The sequence below is a fragment of the Acidisoma sp. 7E03 genome (assembly GCF_054665075.1).
On sequence record NZ_BAAFHE010000006.1, the window covers coordinates 139,349 to 157,199 of the forward strand.

General features: G+C 67.1%; 13 protein-coding genes. 4 read left to right on the plus strand and 9 right to left on the minus strand.

Features of this window, described 5'->3' with window-relative positions:
- The first annotated feature begins 43 nt into the window (after positions 1-43).
- Together purU and folD are read left to right on the plus strand one after the other, a co-directional pair.
- Complete coding sequence (purU, locus tag ACYQ6W_RS11175; RefSeq protein WP_459675361.1) at positions 44-916, plus strand: formyltetrahydrofolate deformylase; 873 nt, start codon at positions 44-46, stop codon at positions 914-916.
- Between the two features lie 14 nt (positions 917-930).
- Positions 931-1,797: a bifunctional methylenetetrahydrofolate dehydrogenase/methenyltetrahydrofolate cyclohydrolase FolD gene (folD, locus tag ACYQ6W_RS11180; RefSeq protein ID WP_459675362.1), complete on the plus strand. Its 867-nt coding sequence runs from the start codon at positions 931-933 to the stop codon at positions 1,795-1,797.
- Positions 1,798-1,803: 6 nt separating this feature from the next.
- On the opposite strand, the gene ACYQ6W_RS11185 is transcribed toward folD, so the two are convergent.
- From ACYQ6W_RS11185 to ACYQ6W_RS11210, 6 genes are all read right to left on the minus strand, one after another.
- Positions 1,804-3,045 carry an arsenic transporter gene (locus tag ACYQ6W_RS11185; protein WP_459675363.1) on the minus strand — a complete coding sequence of 414 codons (1,242 nt, stop codon included), beginning with the start codon at positions 3,043-3,045 and terminating at the stop codon, positions 1,804-1,806.
- Positions 3,046-3,129: 84 nt separating this feature from the next.
- The gene (locus ACYQ6W_RS11190) at positions 3,130-4,863 is read right to left on the minus strand and encodes an NADPH-dependent assimilatory sulfite reductase hemoprotein subunit (protein WP_459675364.1); all 1,734 of its coding nucleotides are present in this window, start codon (positions 4,861-4,863) and stop codon (positions 3,130-3,132) included.
- A 12-nt stretch (positions 4,864-4,875) separates the two neighbouring features.
- Positions 4,876-6,684 carry a diflavin oxidoreductase gene (locus tag ACYQ6W_RS11195; RefSeq protein WP_459675366.1) on the minus strand — a complete coding sequence of 603 codons (1,809 nt, stop codon included), beginning with the start codon at positions 6,682-6,684 and terminating at the stop codon, positions 4,876-4,878.
- Positions 6,681-7,271, minus strand: a complete 591-nt coding sequence (locus tag ACYQ6W_RS11200) for a precorrin-2 dehydrogenase/sirohydrochlorin ferrochelatase family protein (protein WP_459675367.1) — start codon at positions 7,269-7,271, stop codon at positions 6,681-6,683. Before ACYQ6W_RS11200 ends, ACYQ6W_RS11195 begins: the two co-directional genes overlap by 4 nt.
- A 125-nt stretch (positions 7,272-7,396) precedes the next feature.
- Positions 7,397-8,407, minus strand: coding sequence for an alpha-E domain-containing protein (locus ACYQ6W_RS11205; protein ID WP_459675368.1), 1,011 nt, complete (start codon positions 8,405-8,407; stop codon positions 7,397-7,399).
- A complete protein-coding gene (locus tag ACYQ6W_RS11210) occupies positions 8,404-9,867 on the minus strand; it encodes a circularly permuted type 2 ATP-grasp protein (protein WP_459675369.1) in 1,464 nt (487 codons plus the stop codon). The genes ACYQ6W_RS11205 and ACYQ6W_RS11210 overlap by 4 nt, the downstream gene beginning before the upstream one ends.
- 224 nt (positions 9,868-10,091) lie before the next feature.
- On the opposite strand from ACYQ6W_RS11210, the gene ACYQ6W_RS11215 reads away from it, so the two are divergent.
- Both ACYQ6W_RS11215 and ACYQ6W_RS11220 read left to right on the plus strand, forming a co-directional pair.
- On the plus strand, positions 10,092-10,718 hold the full coding sequence (locus ACYQ6W_RS11215; protein ID WP_459675370.1) for a hypothetical protein: 627 nt from the start codon (positions 10,092-10,094) through the stop codon (positions 10,716-10,718).
- Positions 10,719-10,878: 160 nt separating this feature from the next.
- The gene (locus ACYQ6W_RS11220) at positions 10,879-13,353 is read left to right on the plus strand and encodes a DNA translocase FtsK (protein ID WP_459675371.1); all 2,475 of its coding nucleotides are present in this window, start codon (positions 10,879-10,881) and stop codon (positions 13,351-13,353) included.
- Between the two features lie 41 nt (positions 13,354-13,394).
- Here ACYQ6W_RS11220 and ACYQ6W_RS11225 read toward each other — a convergent pair whose 3' ends face one another.
- The 3 genes from ACYQ6W_RS11225 to ACYQ6W_RS11235 are packed head-to-tail and all read right to left on the minus strand — an operon-like array spanning position 13,395 to position 17,795.
- Entirely contained in the window at positions 13,395-13,775 is a 381-nt protein-coding gene (locus ACYQ6W_RS11225) for a response regulator (protein WP_459675372.1), read from the minus strand.
- Positions 13,776-13,801: 26 nt separating this feature from the next.
- Positions 13,802-15,874 (minus strand): NAD(+) synthase, encoded by a 2,073-nt coding sequence (locus ACYQ6W_RS11230; RefSeq protein WP_459675373.1) that lies wholly within the window; start codon positions 15,872-15,874, stop codon positions 13,802-13,804.
- Between the two features lie 49 nt (positions 15,875-15,923).
- Entirely contained in the window at positions 15,924-17,795 is a 1,872-nt protein-coding gene (locus tag ACYQ6W_RS11235) for an ABC-F family ATP-binding cassette domain-containing protein (protein ID WP_459675374.1), read from the minus strand.
- Positions 17,796-17,851: the final 56 nt, after the last annotated feature.

The window sequence follows — 17,851 nt, forward strand, 5'->3', positions numbered from 1 at the left end:
CTGCACTCTCCTTTCCGGCCCCTCTTGCACTGGAAGACGTCCCATGGCCCCGCCATCCAGCCTTCAGCAGCCGCATTATGTGCTGACCCTCGCCTGCCCCGACCGCCCCGGCATCGTCGCCGCCGTGACCACCTTCCTGTTCGAGCAGGGCGGCAACATTCTCGAGGCGCAGCAGTTCGACGACACGCAGACCGGCCGCTTCTTCATGCGCGTGGTCTTCATGGCCGAGATCGTGGACGAGAGCTTCCGCGCGGCCTTTGGGGAGATCGGCGAACGTTTCGGCATGGAATGGAGCCTGCGCGATCGGCTCGAACGGCGCCGGGTGATGATCCTGGTGTCCAAGTTCGACCATTGCATGGTCGACCTTCTGTATCGCTGGCGAAATGGCGAGCTTCCCATGGAGATCACCGCGATCGTCGCCAACCATCCGCGCGAAACCTACGAAGGCGTCGATTTCTCCGGCATCCGCTTCCACCACCTGCCGATCACCAAACAGACCAAGATGGAGCAGGAAGCCCAGCTGTGGGACCTGGTCCGCGAGACCAAGACCGACCTCGTCGTCCTCGCCCGCTACATGCAGGTGCTGTCCGATGGACTGACGGCCAAGCTCAACGGCCGCTGCATCAATATCCATCACTCCTTCCTGCCGGGCTTCAAGGGCGCCAAGCCCTATCACCAGGCGCATGAGCGCGGGGTGAAGCTGATTGGCGCGACGGCGCATTACGTGACGAGCGATCTCGACGAAGGGCCGATCATCGAGCAAGACGTGGAGCGGATCAGCCATGGCGACACGCCCGACGATCTCGTCCGCAAGGGGCGGGACATCGAGCGCCGGGTACTTGCCCGCGCCGTGCGCTATCATCTGGATGGACGAGTGATCCTCAACGGCGGCAAAACGGTCGTCTTCACGGAGTGAGCAGAGAGAGCGGCATGGCGGCGAAGATCATCGACGGGAAGGCCTTCGCGGCCGGGATCGTGGCAGAGGTGGCGGCAGAGGTTGCCGCCATCCGGGCGGCAGGTGGCCGGGTTCCTGGTCTCGCCGTGGTTCTGGTGGGGGAAGATCCCGCCAGCCAGGTCTATGTTCGCAACAAGGCGCGCACGACGAAGGATTCCGGTATGGAGTCCTTCGAATACAAGCTGGCCGCCGACACCAGTGAGGCCGCGCTCCTCTCCCTCGTCGCCGAGCTCAACGACGATCCGCGCGTGGACGGCATCCTCGTCCAACTGCCCTTGCCGAAGCATATCGACAGCGCCCGCGTGCTGGATGCGATTTCACCGGACAAGGATGTGGACGGCTTTCACGTCACCAATGCCGGCCGGCTGGCCGTGGGTCTTCAGGGCCTCGTGCCCTGCACGCCGCTTGGCTGCCTGCTCATGCTGAAATCCGAACTCGGCGATCTTTCGGGCCTGCGCGCCGTCGTGCTCGGCCGCTCCAACATCGTCGGCAAGCCGATGGCGGCGCTGCTGCTGGGCGAAAGCTGCACCGTGACGATTGCCCATTCCCGTACGAAGGACATCGAGGCGGTTTGCCGGGAAGCGGACATCCTCGTCGCCGCTGTCGGCCGGCCGGAGATGGTGCGCGGCAGCTGGATCAAGCCGGGCGCGACCGTCATCGACGTCGGCATCAACCGCGTGGCGGGGGCCGAGGGCAAGACGCGCCTGGTGGGCGACGTCGCCTTCGGAGAAGCCGTGGAGGTCGCCGGCCGCATCACCCCCGTGCCGGGGGGCGTCGGGCCGATGACCATCGCCTGTCTGTTGCGCAACACGCTGACGGCGGCGAAGCGCCGCCCCGGCTGAGCGCGTCTACCGCAGCAGCAGCCCCGCGAGCGCCAGCAGCAGTGCCGGCGGCATGACGAGCACGCCGCGCGCGAGGAAGGTGCGGAAGGTCACGTCCTCGCCCTCGCGCCGGATCGCCGTCAGCCACAGGATGGTGGCGAGTGAGCCGGTGATGGAGAGGTTCGGGCCGAGATCGACACCGATGAGCAGCGCATCCGTGACTTGGCGGGGCAGGTGGTCGGCGGCGATGGTGGAACTCGCGATCAGCCCGGCAGGCAGGTTGTTCGTCAGGTTGCAGCCGAAGGCGATGACGAGGCCGGCTCCCCAGGCTGCGGCTTGCACCGAGTGCTGCGCCGTCTGATCGAGGAAATGGGCGAGGGCGGCAAGTGCACCGGTCTGCCGCAACCCCTCCACCAGCACGAAGAGCCCGGCGACCAGCGGCAAGACGGCCCAGGAGACGCCGCGCAGCGTCTCCCACGGGGCTTCACCCTTCCGCCAGAGAACGAAGGCGGTGGTGAGGCCGCCGGCGACGGCCGTAGGCAGGCCGAGCTGCATGTCTGCGGCCGAGGCGGCCAGCAGTAGCACGGCCGTCGCGACGATGCCGAGCGCCGCCGCGGCGCCGCCCGCCGGCAGAGACGGCTGGGCGATGCTGCTGTCCACCGGCGCCGTCAGATGCCGTCGTTCGACGAGCAGGAGCATGCCCAAGGTTGCCCCCACCGCGAGCAGGGAGGGGACCAGAAAATGGGCGAGCCAGGCGAAGAGCGGCGGCACGTGGTTGCCGTAGAGCACGAGATTGGCCGGGTTCGAAATCGGCAGCAGGAAGCTCGCGGCATTGGCGATGAAGGCGCAGACGAAGAGATAGGGCAGCGGCTCGGCCTTCGCATGTTTTGCTGCCGCAAAGACGGCGGGCGTCATCACCACCGCCGTCGCGTCGTTCGAGAGGAAGGCGGTGACGACGGTGCCCACGGCATAGATGAGCAGGAAGAGCCGGCGGGAGGAGCCGCGGGCCTGGCGGACGGCGAAGACCGCCAGCCAGTCGAACAGACCTTCGCGCCGCGCCACTTCCGACAGCAGCATCATGCCGATGAGGAAGAGATAGACGTCCGTGCCGCGCCCGATGGCGGAGACCGCGTCCCGCCAGGGTACCAGGCCGAGGATGACGAGAATGAATGCGCCCAGCACCGCCCAGATCGCTTCGGGCAGACGCCAGGGCCGAATAATGACACAGGCCGTCGCCAGGATGACGACGGGCCAGATCATCCACGCCATGCGGACCTCCAGGCAGGAAAAAGGCCGCCCGAGAACCGGGCGGCCGTCCCATAGCTAGGGCATGTTCACGAAAACGGAAGCCCGTCAGACGAGGCGCAGATTCTCGTGGAAATTGTTGCCCGCGGTGGTCGCGGCGACATGGCCGGTGCGAATGACGAAGTCACCGAACCGCTCGCCCTCCGTCCGCTCCTTGGCATATTGGATGAAGAGCGGGCCGAGTTTGTCGAGGATTGCTGCTTCGCCGACGTCCTGGGCGTAGAGCTTGTTCAGCCGTTCGCCCGAGAAATTGCCGCCGAGATAGAGGTTGTAGGTGCCGGGCCCACGGCCGACGAAGGCGATCTCGGCGAGATAGGGACGCGCGCAGCCATTCGGGCAGCCGGTCATGCGGATGACGATGTCATCCTGGTCGAGGCCCGCCTTCGCCAACTGCGCCTCGAGCTCCGAAAGGAGGTGCGGCATGTAGCGCTCGCTCTCGGCAAGCGCGAGCCCGCAGGTCGGCAGGGCGACGCAGGCCATGGAGTTGCGGCGCAGGCCGGTATCGGCCGTGATGTCCATGTTGTGCTCGGCGAGCAGCGCCTCCACCGCCGCCTTCTGCGCGGGCGCGATATTGGCGATGGTGAGGTTCTGGTTCGGCGTCAGGATGATCACCGCGCGGCCGTCCAGCATGCGCGCGATTTCGCGCATGCCGGTCTGCAGCTTCTTCTCCGGCCAGTCCTTCACGCGCCCGCTTTCGAGGAAGAGGGTGACGTGCCAGTTGCCGTCATCGCCCTGCACCCAGCCGTATCGGTCACCGCGCGCGGCGAAGACCGGCGTGTGCACGGGTCCGAGCGCGTAGCCCAGACGCTTCTCGACCTCCGCTCGGAACCAGTCGATCCCGCCGCGCTCGATGGTGTATTTCAGCCGCGCGTGCTTGCGCACGGACCGGTCGCCGAAATCGCGCTGCACGATCACCACCTTCTCGGCGACGTCGATCGCCTGTTCGGGCGTGCAGAAGCCGAGCACGTCGGCGGTGCGCGGAAAGGTGTCGGTCTCGCCATGGGTCATGCCCATGCCGCCGCCCACCAAAACGTCCCAGCCGATGATCTTGCCGTCCTCCAGCCGCGCGACGAAGGACAGGTCGTGGGCATAGACGTCCACGTCGTTCTGCGGCGGCACGGCGACCGTCGCCTTGAACTTCCGCGGCAGGTAGGTCTTGCCGTAGATCGGCTCTTCGTCTTCGCCGGCGTCGCGCGATGCGTCGACCACCTTCTCGCCGTCGATCCAGATCTCATGATAGGCGGTGGTACGAGGCGAGAGATGATCGCTCATATCCTGAGCGAGCTTCAGCGCCTGGGCGTGGACCGCGCTTTCATAAGGGTTGACCGCGCACATGACGTTGCGGTTGACGTCGCCGCAGGCGGCGAGCGTATCCATCAGCGCCTTGTTGATGCTGGCGATGGCGGGCTGCAGGTTGCTCTTGATGATGCCGTGGAACTGGATCGCCTGACGCGTCGTAACGCGCAGCGAGCCGCTGGTGCGCTCCTCGGCGATGTCGTCCAACGCCAGCCACTGCGCCGGCGTCATCTGCCCGCCCGGCACGCGGACGCGCGCCATGAAGCTGAAGGCCTTCTCCATCTTCTTGCGGCCGCGCTCGGCGCGCACGTCCCGGTCATCCTGCTGATAGATGCCGTGGAACTTGGTCAGCTGCGTATCGTCTTCGTCCAGCTGGCCGGTGATGACGTCGCGCAGGCCCTCGGCAATGCCGCCGCGCAAGCCACGGCTGGCGGCCTTGATGCCTTCGTTGCGGGAGAGCGGCTTCTTCTCGGTGTCGTCCGTCATGTCTCAGAGCTTTCAGTAGACGTCGCGCAGGTAGCGGCCTTCGCGGCGGATGGCGTCGAGCTTCGCGGAAGCGGCAGTTTCGTCGATCCCGGCCTGATCGGCGATGACGCGGATCAGCGCGTGGTTCACGTCACGCGCCATGGCGTTCGCGTCACCGCAGACATAGATGGCGGCACCTTCCTCGATCCAGGCGTAGAGTTCTTGCCGCTGCTCCCAGATGCGGTTCTGGACATAGACCTTCTGGCGCTGGTCGCGCGAGAAGGCGGTGTCGATCCGGGTGAGCAGGCCGCTCTTCTTCCACTCCTGCCATTCGAGCTGGTACAGGAAGTCGTGCGTGAAGTGGCGGTTGCCGAAGAAGAGCCAGTTCTTTCCGCCGGCACCGATCGCTTCGCGCTCCTGCATGAAGGCACGGAAGGGTGCGACGCCGGTGCCTGGGCCGATCATGATCACCGCGCGGTCGGGATCGGCTGGCAGGCGGAAGTGCGGGTTCGGCTTGAGATAGACCTTGAGCGGGCCGCCCTTGCGACGGCGCTCGGCGATGTCGACGGAGGCGACGCCGGAGCGGCGGCGGCCATGCGTCTCATAGCGAACGGCGGAAATCAGCAGATGGATTTCGTCCTCCGCTGCCTTGGCGCTGGAGGCGATGGAATAGAGCCGGCCAGGCAGCGGCCGCAGCAGGCTGGTCAGCGTGCTCGCGTCCAGCTTTACCGGTGCCGCTTCCAAAAGGTCGATGACCTGCCGCCCCGGCAGCCAGTCGCGCAGCGCGTCGGCGTCGGCAGCAAGCGTCTTCAGCGCCGTGCTGTCGGTGAGCTTCGCATAGGCTTCGACCTGCGGGCGCGTGAGCGTCGTGATGTCCTGCGCTTCCGTCAGCGCCTGGCGTACCGTCTCGTCGCCCGACAGCCCGGTGAGGGACAGGATTTCCTCCACCAGCTTCGGGTCGTTCTCCGGCACGATGCCGAGCGCATCCCCCGGTGCATGCAGAAGGCCCGAGCCCGCAACCGAGAGTTCGGTGTGCCAGGTCTCGGCCGAGGAGCCGGTGCCGTTGAGGTTGATCAGTTCGCTGATCTCGGCCGTGAAGGGGTTGTTGCGGGTATAGAGGGGCTCGGCGTCTTCTTCCATCGCCGCCTCGGCGGGCTGGGCGCGGGCGAAATCGACGTGGATGACCGCGCCTTCGTCCGCGGTCTCCTTCTGCAGCGCCTTCAGCGTCGTCTCGATCCAGCTCTTCGCCGGCGTCTCGAAATCGACGTCGCATTCGACGATGGGAGCGAAGCGCTTGGCGCCGAGTTCGGCCAGGCGGTCGTCGATCTGGTGGCCAGTCTGGCAGAAGTTCACATAGGCGCGGTCGCCGAGGGCGAGCACGCTGAAGCGCGTCTTCTCGAACCGGGGCGCATCGGCCGCCATCAGGCTCGTCATGAAATCCTGCGCGCGCTGCGGCGGGTCACCCTCGCCCCAGGTGCTGGCGATGACGAGCAGGTTTTCCGTTTTCGAAAGGTCGGCGATCGACACATCCGCGGCATCCGCCACCTTGGGCGCGAAGCCGAGCTTCTGCGCGGCCTTGCGCGTCTGCGCTGCCAAGGTTTCGGCATTGCCGGATTCGGTCGCGAAGACGATCAGTAGCGGCACCTTGCGGGCCGGGGCCTGTGGCGCCGCGGCCGTGGCGCCGCCGCTCGCCGCCTGAAATCCTGCCAGGAAGCCGGACAGCCAGGCCCGCTGCTCGGGCGTGCTCTTGGTGATGATGCCGTTGAGGGCGGCGATCTCCTCGGGCCGGAACGGCGCCGAGTTCGGCAGGATGGGCAGGCTGGCCATGGTCTTCTGGGTCACTTTCGCTGCGGCTGGGCGAAGGCAAGCCAGCCGGTCTGCTTCAAAAAAGCCTCTGTACGCGCGGCGAGTTCCGGGATGTCGCAGCCCTCCACGCGCCATGCCTCCCGCTGCGCGGTCAGCAGCGTCAACCGTTCCGCCCATTCCGCGCCGAAGGTCTCGGCAAGGTGGGCGCGGATGCGCTGGGCGAGCCCCGGGCTGCGGCCATTGGTCGAGACCGTCAGCAGCAGGTCGCCCCGCCGCACCTCGGCCGTGTTGTGGAACAGGCATTGGTCGCGCCGGTCCTCCACGTTGACCAGCACCTTGTGCGCCCGCGCCGCCTCTGCAAGCCGTGCCGCCGCCTCGTCCGCCATGCCGACGATCCAGAGCACGTCGAGCCGGGCCAGCGCCGCGTCATCCGGCAGGCCGTCGCGATAGCGCGCCTCGGCCGCCGCCGCGAGTGCCGGATCGGGCACGTCGGCGAAGCACAGCGCACGGGCCGCTCCACCTTCGGCGAGCAGGCGCCAGCGGCGCAGCGCCGCCGCGCCGTGGCCGGCAAGGGCGAGGTTGAGGGCCCCGGGATCGAGGGAGACGGGGATCATGCGGGCCATAAAAAGGATTTTCCCCGAAGCGACAAGGCAATTCCCCGATCGGAGAAAGTTGTTCTCCGATCGGCTCCGAGAATCCCGTAGATCTGTCTTTCGCAGCCTGCAAGTCGCGGCGATCCCGCGACCCGTCAGAGTTGCGCGGTCACCTGGCTCTGCGACTGGGAAGCCAAGGCGCTAGGCCGCCAATCGCGAAAAAAGGCATCGCCGATGGCGCCGGCCAGCGCGATGAGGTCGCGCTGCATGCCGTCGAGAAAATCATGCAGGCTGATCGATATGATCTGTTCTGCAGATCGGTCCAGAAGGGCCGCCCGCATGTCTTCGATCTGCTCCAGTGGCGCGCGCGTGCCGCGCAGCCCATAGCTGGTGCGGAGCTTCGAGAGATGCCACTCGGTCTGGCTGAGGCAGAGCAGGACGCTGCGGGGGAAGCTCGCATCAGCCAGCATGAAGGCGACGACGTCGCGCGGCGTGAATTCCACCGGCGCGATGCGGCGGAAGGCGTGGTAGCCGGCGACGGCGCGCAGCATGGCGCTCCATTGCGTCCGCTCTTCATGCCGTTTGTCCTGGGAACTGCGGGGCGCCAGGCGGTGGAACTTGATGTCGAGCAGGCGGGTCGTCTGGTCCGCGCGCTCGATGAGGCGTCCCATCTCATAGAAATGCCAGCCCTGGTCGCGGAATAGCGTGCCTTCCGTGATGCCGGTATGGGCCTGCACCGATTCCTTGAGGCGGGAGCAGAGGCGGGACAGATGGTCGCCTTCCACGTCGGCTTCGCTGAGCCGCAGAAGATCGCGGTGGAAGTCGTTGAGGTGCTTCCACATTTCGGTGCTGATGAGCGGCCGCAGGGTGCGGGCGTTCATGCGCGCCGCCTCGATCGAGGAAATGATGGAATTCGGGTTGCTGCGGTCGAGCAGGTAGTAGCGCTTGACCGCGTCTGGGTCGACCGCGCCGTGGTTCTCGGCGAAATGTGCCTCGTCCGCATGGATGCGGACGAGGGAATCCCACGCCTCGGCTTCCAGGCCTGGGCTTTCATAGGTCTGGGTCACGTCGATGAGCCGGGCGAGATTCTCGAGGCGCTCCATGTAGCGCGCCATCCAGAACAGGCTTTCCGCATAGCGTGCGAGCAGCGGGGCTTGCTCTCTCATCGCCGCACCTCCTCGGCCAGCACCCAGGTATCCTTGGAACCGCCGCCCTGGGAGGAATTGACGATCAGGCTGCCTTCCTTGAGGGCGACCCGGGTCAGCCCGCCGGGCAGAACCCAGGTGCTGCGACCGGTCACCGCGAAGGGGCGCAGGTCGAGATGGCGCGGCCGGATGCCTTCATCGGTCAGGGTCGGGCAGGTGGAGAGCCCGATCACCGGCTGGCTGATCCAGTTGGCGGGATTGGCGAGCAGGGCGCCGCGGGCGGCCTCCAGCTCCTCCTTCGTCGCCCGAGGCCCGATGGTGATGCCGTAGCCCCCCGATTCGCCGACGGGCTTCGTCACCAGCTCGTCGAGATGCGCGAGTGTATAGGCCAGCCCCTCCGGCTCGCGGCAGATATGGGTCTCGACATTCGCGATGATCGGATCCTGGTCCAGGTAGTAGCGGATGATCCGGGGCATGTAGGCGTAGACGGCCTTGTCGTCCGCGACGCCCGTGCCGACCGCATTGGCCAGCGCCACGTTCCCCTTCCGCCAGGCGCGGATGAGGCCGGGCACGCCGAGCAGGCTTTCCGGCCGGAAGACGGTCGGGTCGAGGAAATCGTCCCCGAGGCGGCGGTAGATGGAATGGACGGCGCGCAGGCCCGCCGTCGTCTTCATGAAGACGCGGTCGTCCTCGACGGTGAGGTCCGCCCCTTCCACCAACGGCACGCCCATCTCGCGCGCCAGGAAGACGTGCTCGAAATAGGCGGAATTGTAGATGCCGGGGGAGAGCAGGACGACCTGCGGGTCCTCCACCCCTTCGGGTGCGATCTCGGTCAGCGCCTCGCGCAGCCGGCGGCCGTAATCATCCACCGGCATCAGGTTCATGCCGGCCAGAAGATCGGGAAAGGCGCGGCGCATGAGATGGCGATTCTCGACGACGTAGGAGACGCCGGAGGGTGTGCGGGCATTATCCTCCAGCACGCGGAAGTCACCCTGCTGGTCGCGGATGATGTCGATGCCGCAGATGTGAACATAGGTCCCGAAGCGGACGGGAAAGCCCTCCATCTCGGGCCGGTAGTTGGCGTTGCCCAGGACCAGATCCGATGGAACCACGCCGTCCTTCAGGATGCGCTGCTCATGATAGATGTCGTGCAGGAAGGCATTCAGGGCGGCGACCCGCTGCTGCACGCCGGTCTCGAGCTTGCGCCATTCGCCGGCGGTGATGATGCGGGGAATACAGTCGAAGGGAAGGATGCGGTCGATGGCCGTGGCGTCGGAATAGACCGTGAAGGTGATGCCGAGGCTCATCAGGTCGTTCTCGGCGGCGCGGGCCCGGGCACGAAGCCCTTCCAGGCCGATGGCGCTGATGCGGTCGCGCAGCATTTGGGCGGCGCCGTTGTCTCCTGGTCGGCCGGGTGCGAGTTCGCACACATAGGGGCCGGGGTCGCAATTTTGAAAGAGATCCTCTGGAATCTTCGCCACCCCTGCGTTAATGGAGCCCACTTCGCCTATAGGCAATTTGATGCCGTCCTGCCAGTCCTCCGATGGGCTGGGCCTGAGCAAAATTTGTGCTCCGAGACCAATGCAATCTGCCGGCTGTGTCGCACAAATTTATTTGCAAATCTGAGGAATACAGGCTTTACCTCACACGTCTTATCGGTTCCGTGATCCTGAAAAGACTGGTTCCAATGCCCCGGAGTTTCCCCATGCGTCGGCTCATCGCTTCCCTGATGGCTACCGCCTTCCTCGCGCCCGGCGTCGCCTCGGCAGCGTGTCTCAAGCCCACCGACGGGACGGCGATGAACGTCGCCGGCCTGAAGAGCCAGTTGATGGTGACCGCGCTCGCCTGCGACACGCGCGATCGCTACAATAGCTTTGTCATGAATTTCCGCCCGATCCTCCAGAAGGAGGACACGGCCCTGAACAGCTATTTCTCGCATCACTATGGCCGCAACTGGCGGACCGAGCATGATGCCTACATCACCCAGCTGGCGAACGTTCAGTCGGAGGCGACGATCCGCGAAGGCACCCTGTTCTGCCAGCAGAACGTGGCGCTCTTCGACCAGGTTCTGGCGCTGAAGAGCTCCAAGGAGCTGATGGACTTCGCCAATGACAAGCCGATGCTGCAGCCGGTGAACTACGACATCTGCGGCACGCCGCACCGCCCGATCTACAAGCCGATGCTGGTGAACGCGACGGTTCCGGCCGCGAGCGGCAGCGGCACCACCACGGCGACCGCGTCCAACAAGGTTGCCGAGCAGAGCGGCTCGGGCAACACCGGCAAGCGCGGCTTCTTCGGCAACGTCGCCCACGGTATCGCCAGCATCTTCTGACCTTTGGTCGCCCTCGGTGGAGGGCGGCGGAACGGCCGGGCAGGGCGGTCCGGCTGTCTCCAGGGTGGAAGAACAAGCGTCTTCCACCGACTTTGCTAATATGGCCCGGCGTCGATTCGCGATCGTCCGGTGACCACCGGGATCGATGGAAAGGATACCGATGGCCGCAATCGCCGAAGCGCGCCGGCTTCTCTCGCCGAACCTGATGGCGCTGGTGCGCCGCAGGCTCGCATCTCTCGCCGGTATTCTGCTCGGTTTCCTCGGCATCGCGCTTGGCATCGCCCTGGTCTCCTATCATCCCGCCGATGCCTCCTTCGACACGGCCGGCACCGTGGTGCGCAATCTGGCGGGGCCGACGGGTGCGGTCATCGCCGACCTGTCCTGGCAGGGCTTTGGCGTGGTCGGGACCTTGCCCGTCTGGATCATGTTGCTCTGGGGCTGGCGCATCGCCGAGCAGCGCCGGTTCACCCATCTCTCCTTCCGCATCCTGGCTCTGGTCGCGGCCATGCCGTTTCTCGCCGGCACTTTCGCGCGCCTGCCTGTGCCGGGTGGGGATGCCTCCTGGCTCGCCGCGGGCTGGGGCGGCGCGGTGGGCTATGGCGTCAGCCACATCATCGTCGATTCCGGCATCGCCCTGCTCGGCCCGCTGGGCGGCGCCGTCGGCTGGGTGATCCAGCTGCTGATCGGCCTTGCGCTCGCGGCCTTCGGTCTTGGCCTCACCGCCATGGAATGGCGCGCCGTCGGCTCGCACGCACGCCTGAGCGCGGCCAATACCGCGGCCTTGTCCATGCGCGGCAGCCGCAGCTTCGCCTTCGGCCTCGGCGGTCTTGGCCGCAGCGCCGGCGGCCTCTTTTCGCGCCTGCCAGACTGGGGCAGCCGGTCCGGCCAGGAGGCCGATGCGCATGAGCCGCATCCGATCTTCAAGCTGCCGCCGATGGACCCGGAGACGGAAGCGCCGGAACCCGGCCGTCGCGAACCCGCCCTGAAAGCCGCGCGCACGGCGCCCGCAGCAGCCCCGGCGCCCGCGGCCAAGGCCGCGGCACCTGGCGACACCCGCATTCGGGCGCGCGAGCGGAGTCGCGTCGCCCGGGACGAACCCCTGCCGATGCCGAGCCACGCGAATTGGCAGTTCCCCTCGCTCGACCTGCTGAAGGAGCCGCCGGCGCAGCATGAGGTCGGCATCTCGCCCGAGGCGATGCAGGCCAATGCCCGCCTGCTGGAAACGGTGCTTTCCGACTACGGCGTGCAGGGTTCGATTGTCGAGATCCGCCCCGGCCCTGTCGTCACCCTTTACGAACTCGAACCGGCCCCTGGCATCCGCTCTGCCCGCGTCATCGGCCTCGCCGACGACGTGGCGCGCAGCCTTTCCGTCACCGCCGTGCGCATCGCGACGGTGCCCGGCCGCAACGTCATCGGCATCGAAGTACCGAACGCCAAGCGCGAGACGGTCTTCCTGCGCGAGCTTCTATCGGTCGAGGAATGGGGCTCCCATGCCGGCCGTCTGCCTCTGGCGCTCGGCAAGGACATCGGCGGCGCGCCCGTCATCGTCGATCTGGCTCGCATGCCCCATCTGCTCGTCGCCGGCACAACCGGTTCGGGCAAGTCCGTCGGCATCAATGCGATGATCCTGTCGCTGCTCTTCCGCCTCTCGCCGGAAGACTGCCGCCTCATCCTCATTGATCCGAAAATGCTCGAACTCTCCGTCTATGACGGTATCCCGCATCTCATGGCGCCCGTGGTGACGGAGCCTGCGAAAGCGGTGACGGCGCTGAAATGGACGGTGCGGGAGATGGAGCGTCGCTACCGCGCCATGAGCCAGCTCTCGGTGCGCAACATCGGCGGCTACAACGAGCGCGTGGCGGAAGCCCGCGCCCGCGGCGAGGTGGTGACGCGCCGCGTGCAGACCGGATTCGACGCCGAAACCGGCCGGCCGATCTTCGAGGAGCAGCCGCTGGCTCTCGAACCGCTGCCCTTCCTCGTCGTCGTCATCGACGAAATGGCTGATCTCATGATGGTCGCCGGCAAGGAGATCGAAGCCGCGGTCCAGCGCCTGGCGCAGATGGCGCGCGCCGCCGGCATTCACGTCATCATGGCGACGCAGCGGCCGTCGGTGGACGTCATCACCGGCACGATCAAGGCGAACTTCCCGACCCGCATCAGCTTCCAGGTGATCAGCAAGTTCGACAGCCGCACCATCCTGGGTGAGCAGGGCGCCGAGCAGCTGCTAGGCCAGGGCGACATGCTCTATATGGCGGGCGGCGGGCGCATCACCCGCGTGCATGGCCCCTTCGTCACCGACCGCGAGGTGGAGGATGCCGTCGCCTTCCTGCGCGAGCAGGGCGAGCCGAATTACCTCGAAGAAGTCACGGAAGCGCAGGAAGAACCTGCGGGCGGCGGGGCTGCCGCGATGCCGGGCGCCGGCGAGGGGGAGAAGGGGCTCTTCGACCAGGCGGTGGCGCTCGTCGCCCGCGAAGGCAAGGCGAGCACCAGCTTCATCCAGCGCCATCTTCAGATCGGCTACAACCGCGCCGCCCGCCTCATCGAGCAGATGGAGAAAGAAGGGATCGTCGGCCCCGCCAATCACGTCGGCAAGCGCGAGGTGCTGGTTCGCCGCACCAGCGACGACGACGACTGAGCCTGCTAGCCTGTTTGGCTCGCGGGGCTGCTGCCCCCGGCCTAGCGGACGGGCAGGGCCTGGTGCAGCAGCCGTTCCAGATCCGCTGCGCGGAAGGGCTTGCGCAGGCTCGGCTTGTTGCGCCAGCGCGCGTCGAGTGCCGAGCCATCATACCCGGTGCTGAAGACGAACGGCAGGCTTAGGCGATCGAAGGCTTCGGCCACGCCGTCACTCCGCTGCCCGGCGACGTTCACGTCCAGAATGCCGATGTCGCAGCCGTTCGGCCGTTCGGCCAGGAAGGCAAGCGCGTCCTCGCATTTGGCAAAAGGGCCCACCACGGTGCAGCCCAACTCGATCAGCACGTCCTCGAGCAGCATCGCGAGAAGCGCCTCGTCCTCCAGGATGAGAACACGGCGGCCGGCGAGGGAGGAAGAAGCGTCCATGACTGGTTTCGACCAGACTGTGATGCCTATGACAAGGGGGCGGAGGCGTGCTCGGCCTGATCCGGCACGCGGGTCTCCAATTCGTGTAGCCAGGCGCGGGCATTGCCATCCGACGGCGCGCGCCAGTCCCCCCGCGGCGACAGGCTGCCCCCGGCGGAGACTTTCGGGCCGTTCGGCATGGCCGAGCGCTTGAACTGGCTGAAGGCGAAGAAGCGCTGCAGGAAGACGCGCATCCAGTGCTTGATCTCAGCCAGGCTATAGGCCTGCCGGCGCTCCTCTGGAAAGCCGGGCGGCCAGTGGCCGCGTGCGGCGTCTTCCCAGGCCATGAGCGCCAGATAGGCGATCTTGGAGGGCCGGAAACCGTAGCGCAGCACGTGGAACAGGGTGAAGTCCTGCAGCGCGTAGGGGCCGATCTTGGCCTCCGTGCTCTGCGGCTTCTCGCCTGGTGCCGCGGGCACCAGCTCGGGCGAGATTTCGGTGTTGAGGATGGCTTCCAGCACGGCGCCGACCTCGGGCGCGAACTGGCCGGAGCGGATCACCCAGCGGATGAGGTGCTGGATGAGCGTCTTCGGGATGCCGCCATTGACGTTGTAGTGCGACATCTGGTCGCCCACGCCATAGGTGCACCAGCCGAGCGCGAGTTCGGACAGATCGCCGGTGCCGAGCACGATGGCGCCCTGATGGTTGGCGAGCCGGAACAGGTAATCCGTCCGCAGGCCTGCCTGCACGTTTTCGAAGGTGATGTCGTAGACTGGTTCGCCCTTGCCGAAGGGATGGCCCATGTCGCGCAGCATCTGGGTCGCGGCCGGGCGGATGTCGAGTTCCGACCAGGTGACGCCGAGGCTGTCCATCAGGCGGATCGCATTGCCCTTGGTGGCATCGCCGGTGGCGAAGCCCGGCATGGTATAGGCGAGAATGTGGGAGCGGGGCAGGCCGAGCTGGTCCGCTGCCCGCGCCCCCACGATCAGCGCATGCGTCGAATCGAGGCCGCCAGAAACGCCGATGACCATTTTCGGCAGGCCGATGCCGCGCAGCCGCTGGATGAGGCCGCTAATCTGGATGTTGTAGCCTTCGTAGCAATCCTGATCGAGGCGGGCCGGGTCGGCCGGCACGAAGGGGAAGCGCTGCGTCGGCCGCCTGAAGCCGAGATCGCGCGTCGGCGGATCGAGCCGCAGCGCGATGCGCCGGAAGCTTGCGGCATCGAGGCCAAGGCTGCGGCCGTTGTCGTCGAAACTGCCCATGCGCAGGCGTTCCTGGCGCAGCCGGTCGAGATCGACGTCCGCGATGGCGCGCTGGGCCGCGAGCGGAAAACGCTCCGTCTCTGCGAGCGTCTCGCCCAATTCGAAGATGGAGGCCTGGCCGTCCCAGGCGAGGTCGGTGGTGGACTCGCCGGCGCCGGCGGCGGCATAGAGGTAGGCGGCAAGGCACCGGGCGGATTGGCTCGCCGAAAGCTGCGTCCGCGTCTCCGCCTTGCCGATGGTGATGTTGCTGGCGGAGAGATTGGCGAGGATCGTGGCGCCCGCGAGCGCGCCCTGGGCGGAGGGCGGCACCGGCACCCACACGTCCTCGCAGATTTCGACATGCAGGACGAAGCCCGGGATGTCTTCGGCTTCGAAAAGCAGATCGGGGCCGAAGGGTACCTCCTGGTCCGCGAGGGTGATGAAGAGCCCCTCTGTTCCCATGCCGGAGGCGAAATGGCGTTTTTCGTAGAATTCCCGGTAGTTGGGCAGGTGCACCTTCGGCACCACGCCGAGAATCTGCCCCCCATGGATCGCCACGGCGCAGTTGTAGAGCCGGGAACCCTGCCGCAGCGGGGCGCCGACCAGCAGGATGGGCATCAGATCCTGGCTGCCTTCGGCGATCGCCTGAAGCGCCGCGAGAACACCGTCGAGCAGCACGTCTTGCAGCAGCAGATCGTCGATGGCATAGGCAGAGACAGAGAGTTCCGGGAAGACGCAGAGCGCGACGCCCTCTGCGTGGCACAGGCGGGCTTCTGCCAGAATGGCCGCGGCATTGGCCGCCGGGTCGCCCGGGCTGCTCGCGATGGTGCAGGCCGCGACCCGGGCAAAGCCGTGCGCATAGAGAGAGCGAAATTCCATGGCCGGGAGTCTAGCAGAGGTCCGGCCCGGCCGTTAATCGCCCCTCAACTTACTGTGCTGCTTCCAGCGCGCTTGAGGCTTCGAGCCACGCTTCCTCGGCGGCTTCGATCTCGCGGGCGATGGCGGCGAGCTTCTGCTGCCCGCGGGTGATCTCGGCGGCGCCGTATTTCTCGTAGAAGCCGGGGTCGGCCAGGATGCTCTCGATGCGTTCGCGGTCGGCGGTGAGCTTGGCGATCTTCTTCTCTGCGTCTTGCGCGGTCTTGCGGAGCGGGGCGAGCGCGGCACGGGCTTCGGCGCGCTCCCGCCGGTCATCCTGACGGGTGGGGGCGGCGTCGAGCTTCGCCGGGCCGCCGGTGCTGCCCGCGATGCGTTGGCGGTAGTCATCCATGTCGCCGTCGAACTGCACCGCCGTGCCGTCCGCCACCAGCCACAGACGGTCGGCCACCAGTTCCACCAGATGCGGGTCGTGGGTGATCAGCAGCACGGCGCCGGTGTAGTCGGCCAGCGCCCGGATCAACGCTTCCTTGGCGTCGATGTCGAGATGGTTGGTCGGCTCGTCGAGGATGAGCAGATGCGGCGCGTCGCGCGTGGCGAGTGCCAGCAGCAGGCGGCCCTTCTCACCGCCGGACAGTTCGCCGACCTTCGTCTCGGCGCGGTCGGCATCCAGGCCGAAGCGGGCGAGTTGGGCGCGCACCTGTGCGGGCAGCGCCTTCGGCAGAGCGCGCGCCATATGGTCGATCGGGCTTTCGGAGAGCACCAGCGCCTCCGCCTGATCCTGCGCGAAATAGCCGACCTTCAACCCCGGTGCCCGCCGCGCCTCGCCGGAGAGCGGTGCGAGAGAGCCCGCGATGAGCTTGGCGAGCGTCGACTTGCCGTTGCCGTTGGCGCCCAGCAGCGCCACCCGATCGTCCGTATCGAGGCTCAGCGAGATGTTCCGCAGCACCGGCTTCCCGCCATAGCCGATGGAGACGCGGTCCAGTGTCAGGATGGGCGGGGCGATGCGGCTGGGATCGGGGAAGGAGAAGCGGGTCGGTGCGTCCTCGATCACGTTTTCCACCGCCGGCAGGCGTTCCAGGGCCTTGAGGCGGCTCTGCGCCTGCCGCGCTTTCGTCGCCTTGGCGCGGAACCGGTCGACGAAGGCCTGAATGCGCTCGCGCTCAGCGGAGACTTTCTCGGCCATGCGCTTCTGCTGCGCCGCGCGCTCTGCGCGGATGCGCAGGAACTCGGCGAAACCCCCGGAGGTCAGCGCAATCTTGCCGCGGTCGAGATGGGCAATGGCCTCGACCGACCGGTCGAGCAGGCCGCGATCATGCGAGACGATGAGGGCGGCGCCTGGGAATTTGGCGAGCCAGCCTTCGAGCCAGAGCGAGGCTTCGAGGTCGAGATGGTTGGTCGGCTCGTCCAGCAGCAGCAGGTCGGGGTTGCCGAAGAGGGCGGAGGCGAGGGCTACGCGCATGCGCCAGCCGCCGGAGAGCGCGCTCATGGGTCCCTGCTGCTTTTCGAGGGAGAAGCCGAGGCCGGAGAGGATGGCGCCGGCGCGGGCCGGCGCGCTGTCGCTCTCGATGGTGCGCAGCCGCTCGTGGACTTCGGCGAGGCGATGCGGGTCGGTGCCCGGCGCTTCTGCCTCGGCCAGTAGAGCGGTGCGTTCCTTGTCGGCCGCCAGCACCACCTCGAGCGGGGTGATGCTGCCGCCCGGCGCCTCCTGCGCGACGGCGCCCATCTTGGCCCGGGCGGCGAGGCGGATGTCCCCGCCATCGGGGACGAGATCGCCCGAGATCGCGCGCATCAGGGTGGACTTGCCGGCGCCGTTACGGCCGACGAGGCCGATGCGCCGGCCAGGATCGACCGTCAGATCGGCGTTCTCGAGCAGCGGGCGGCCCTTGATGGAAATCGACAGGTTGCGAATGGTGAGGAGGCTCATGGCGCCCGATTTAGCGACATTTGGCGGAAGCTGGAACGGTGCGGCTTGCGGGTCTC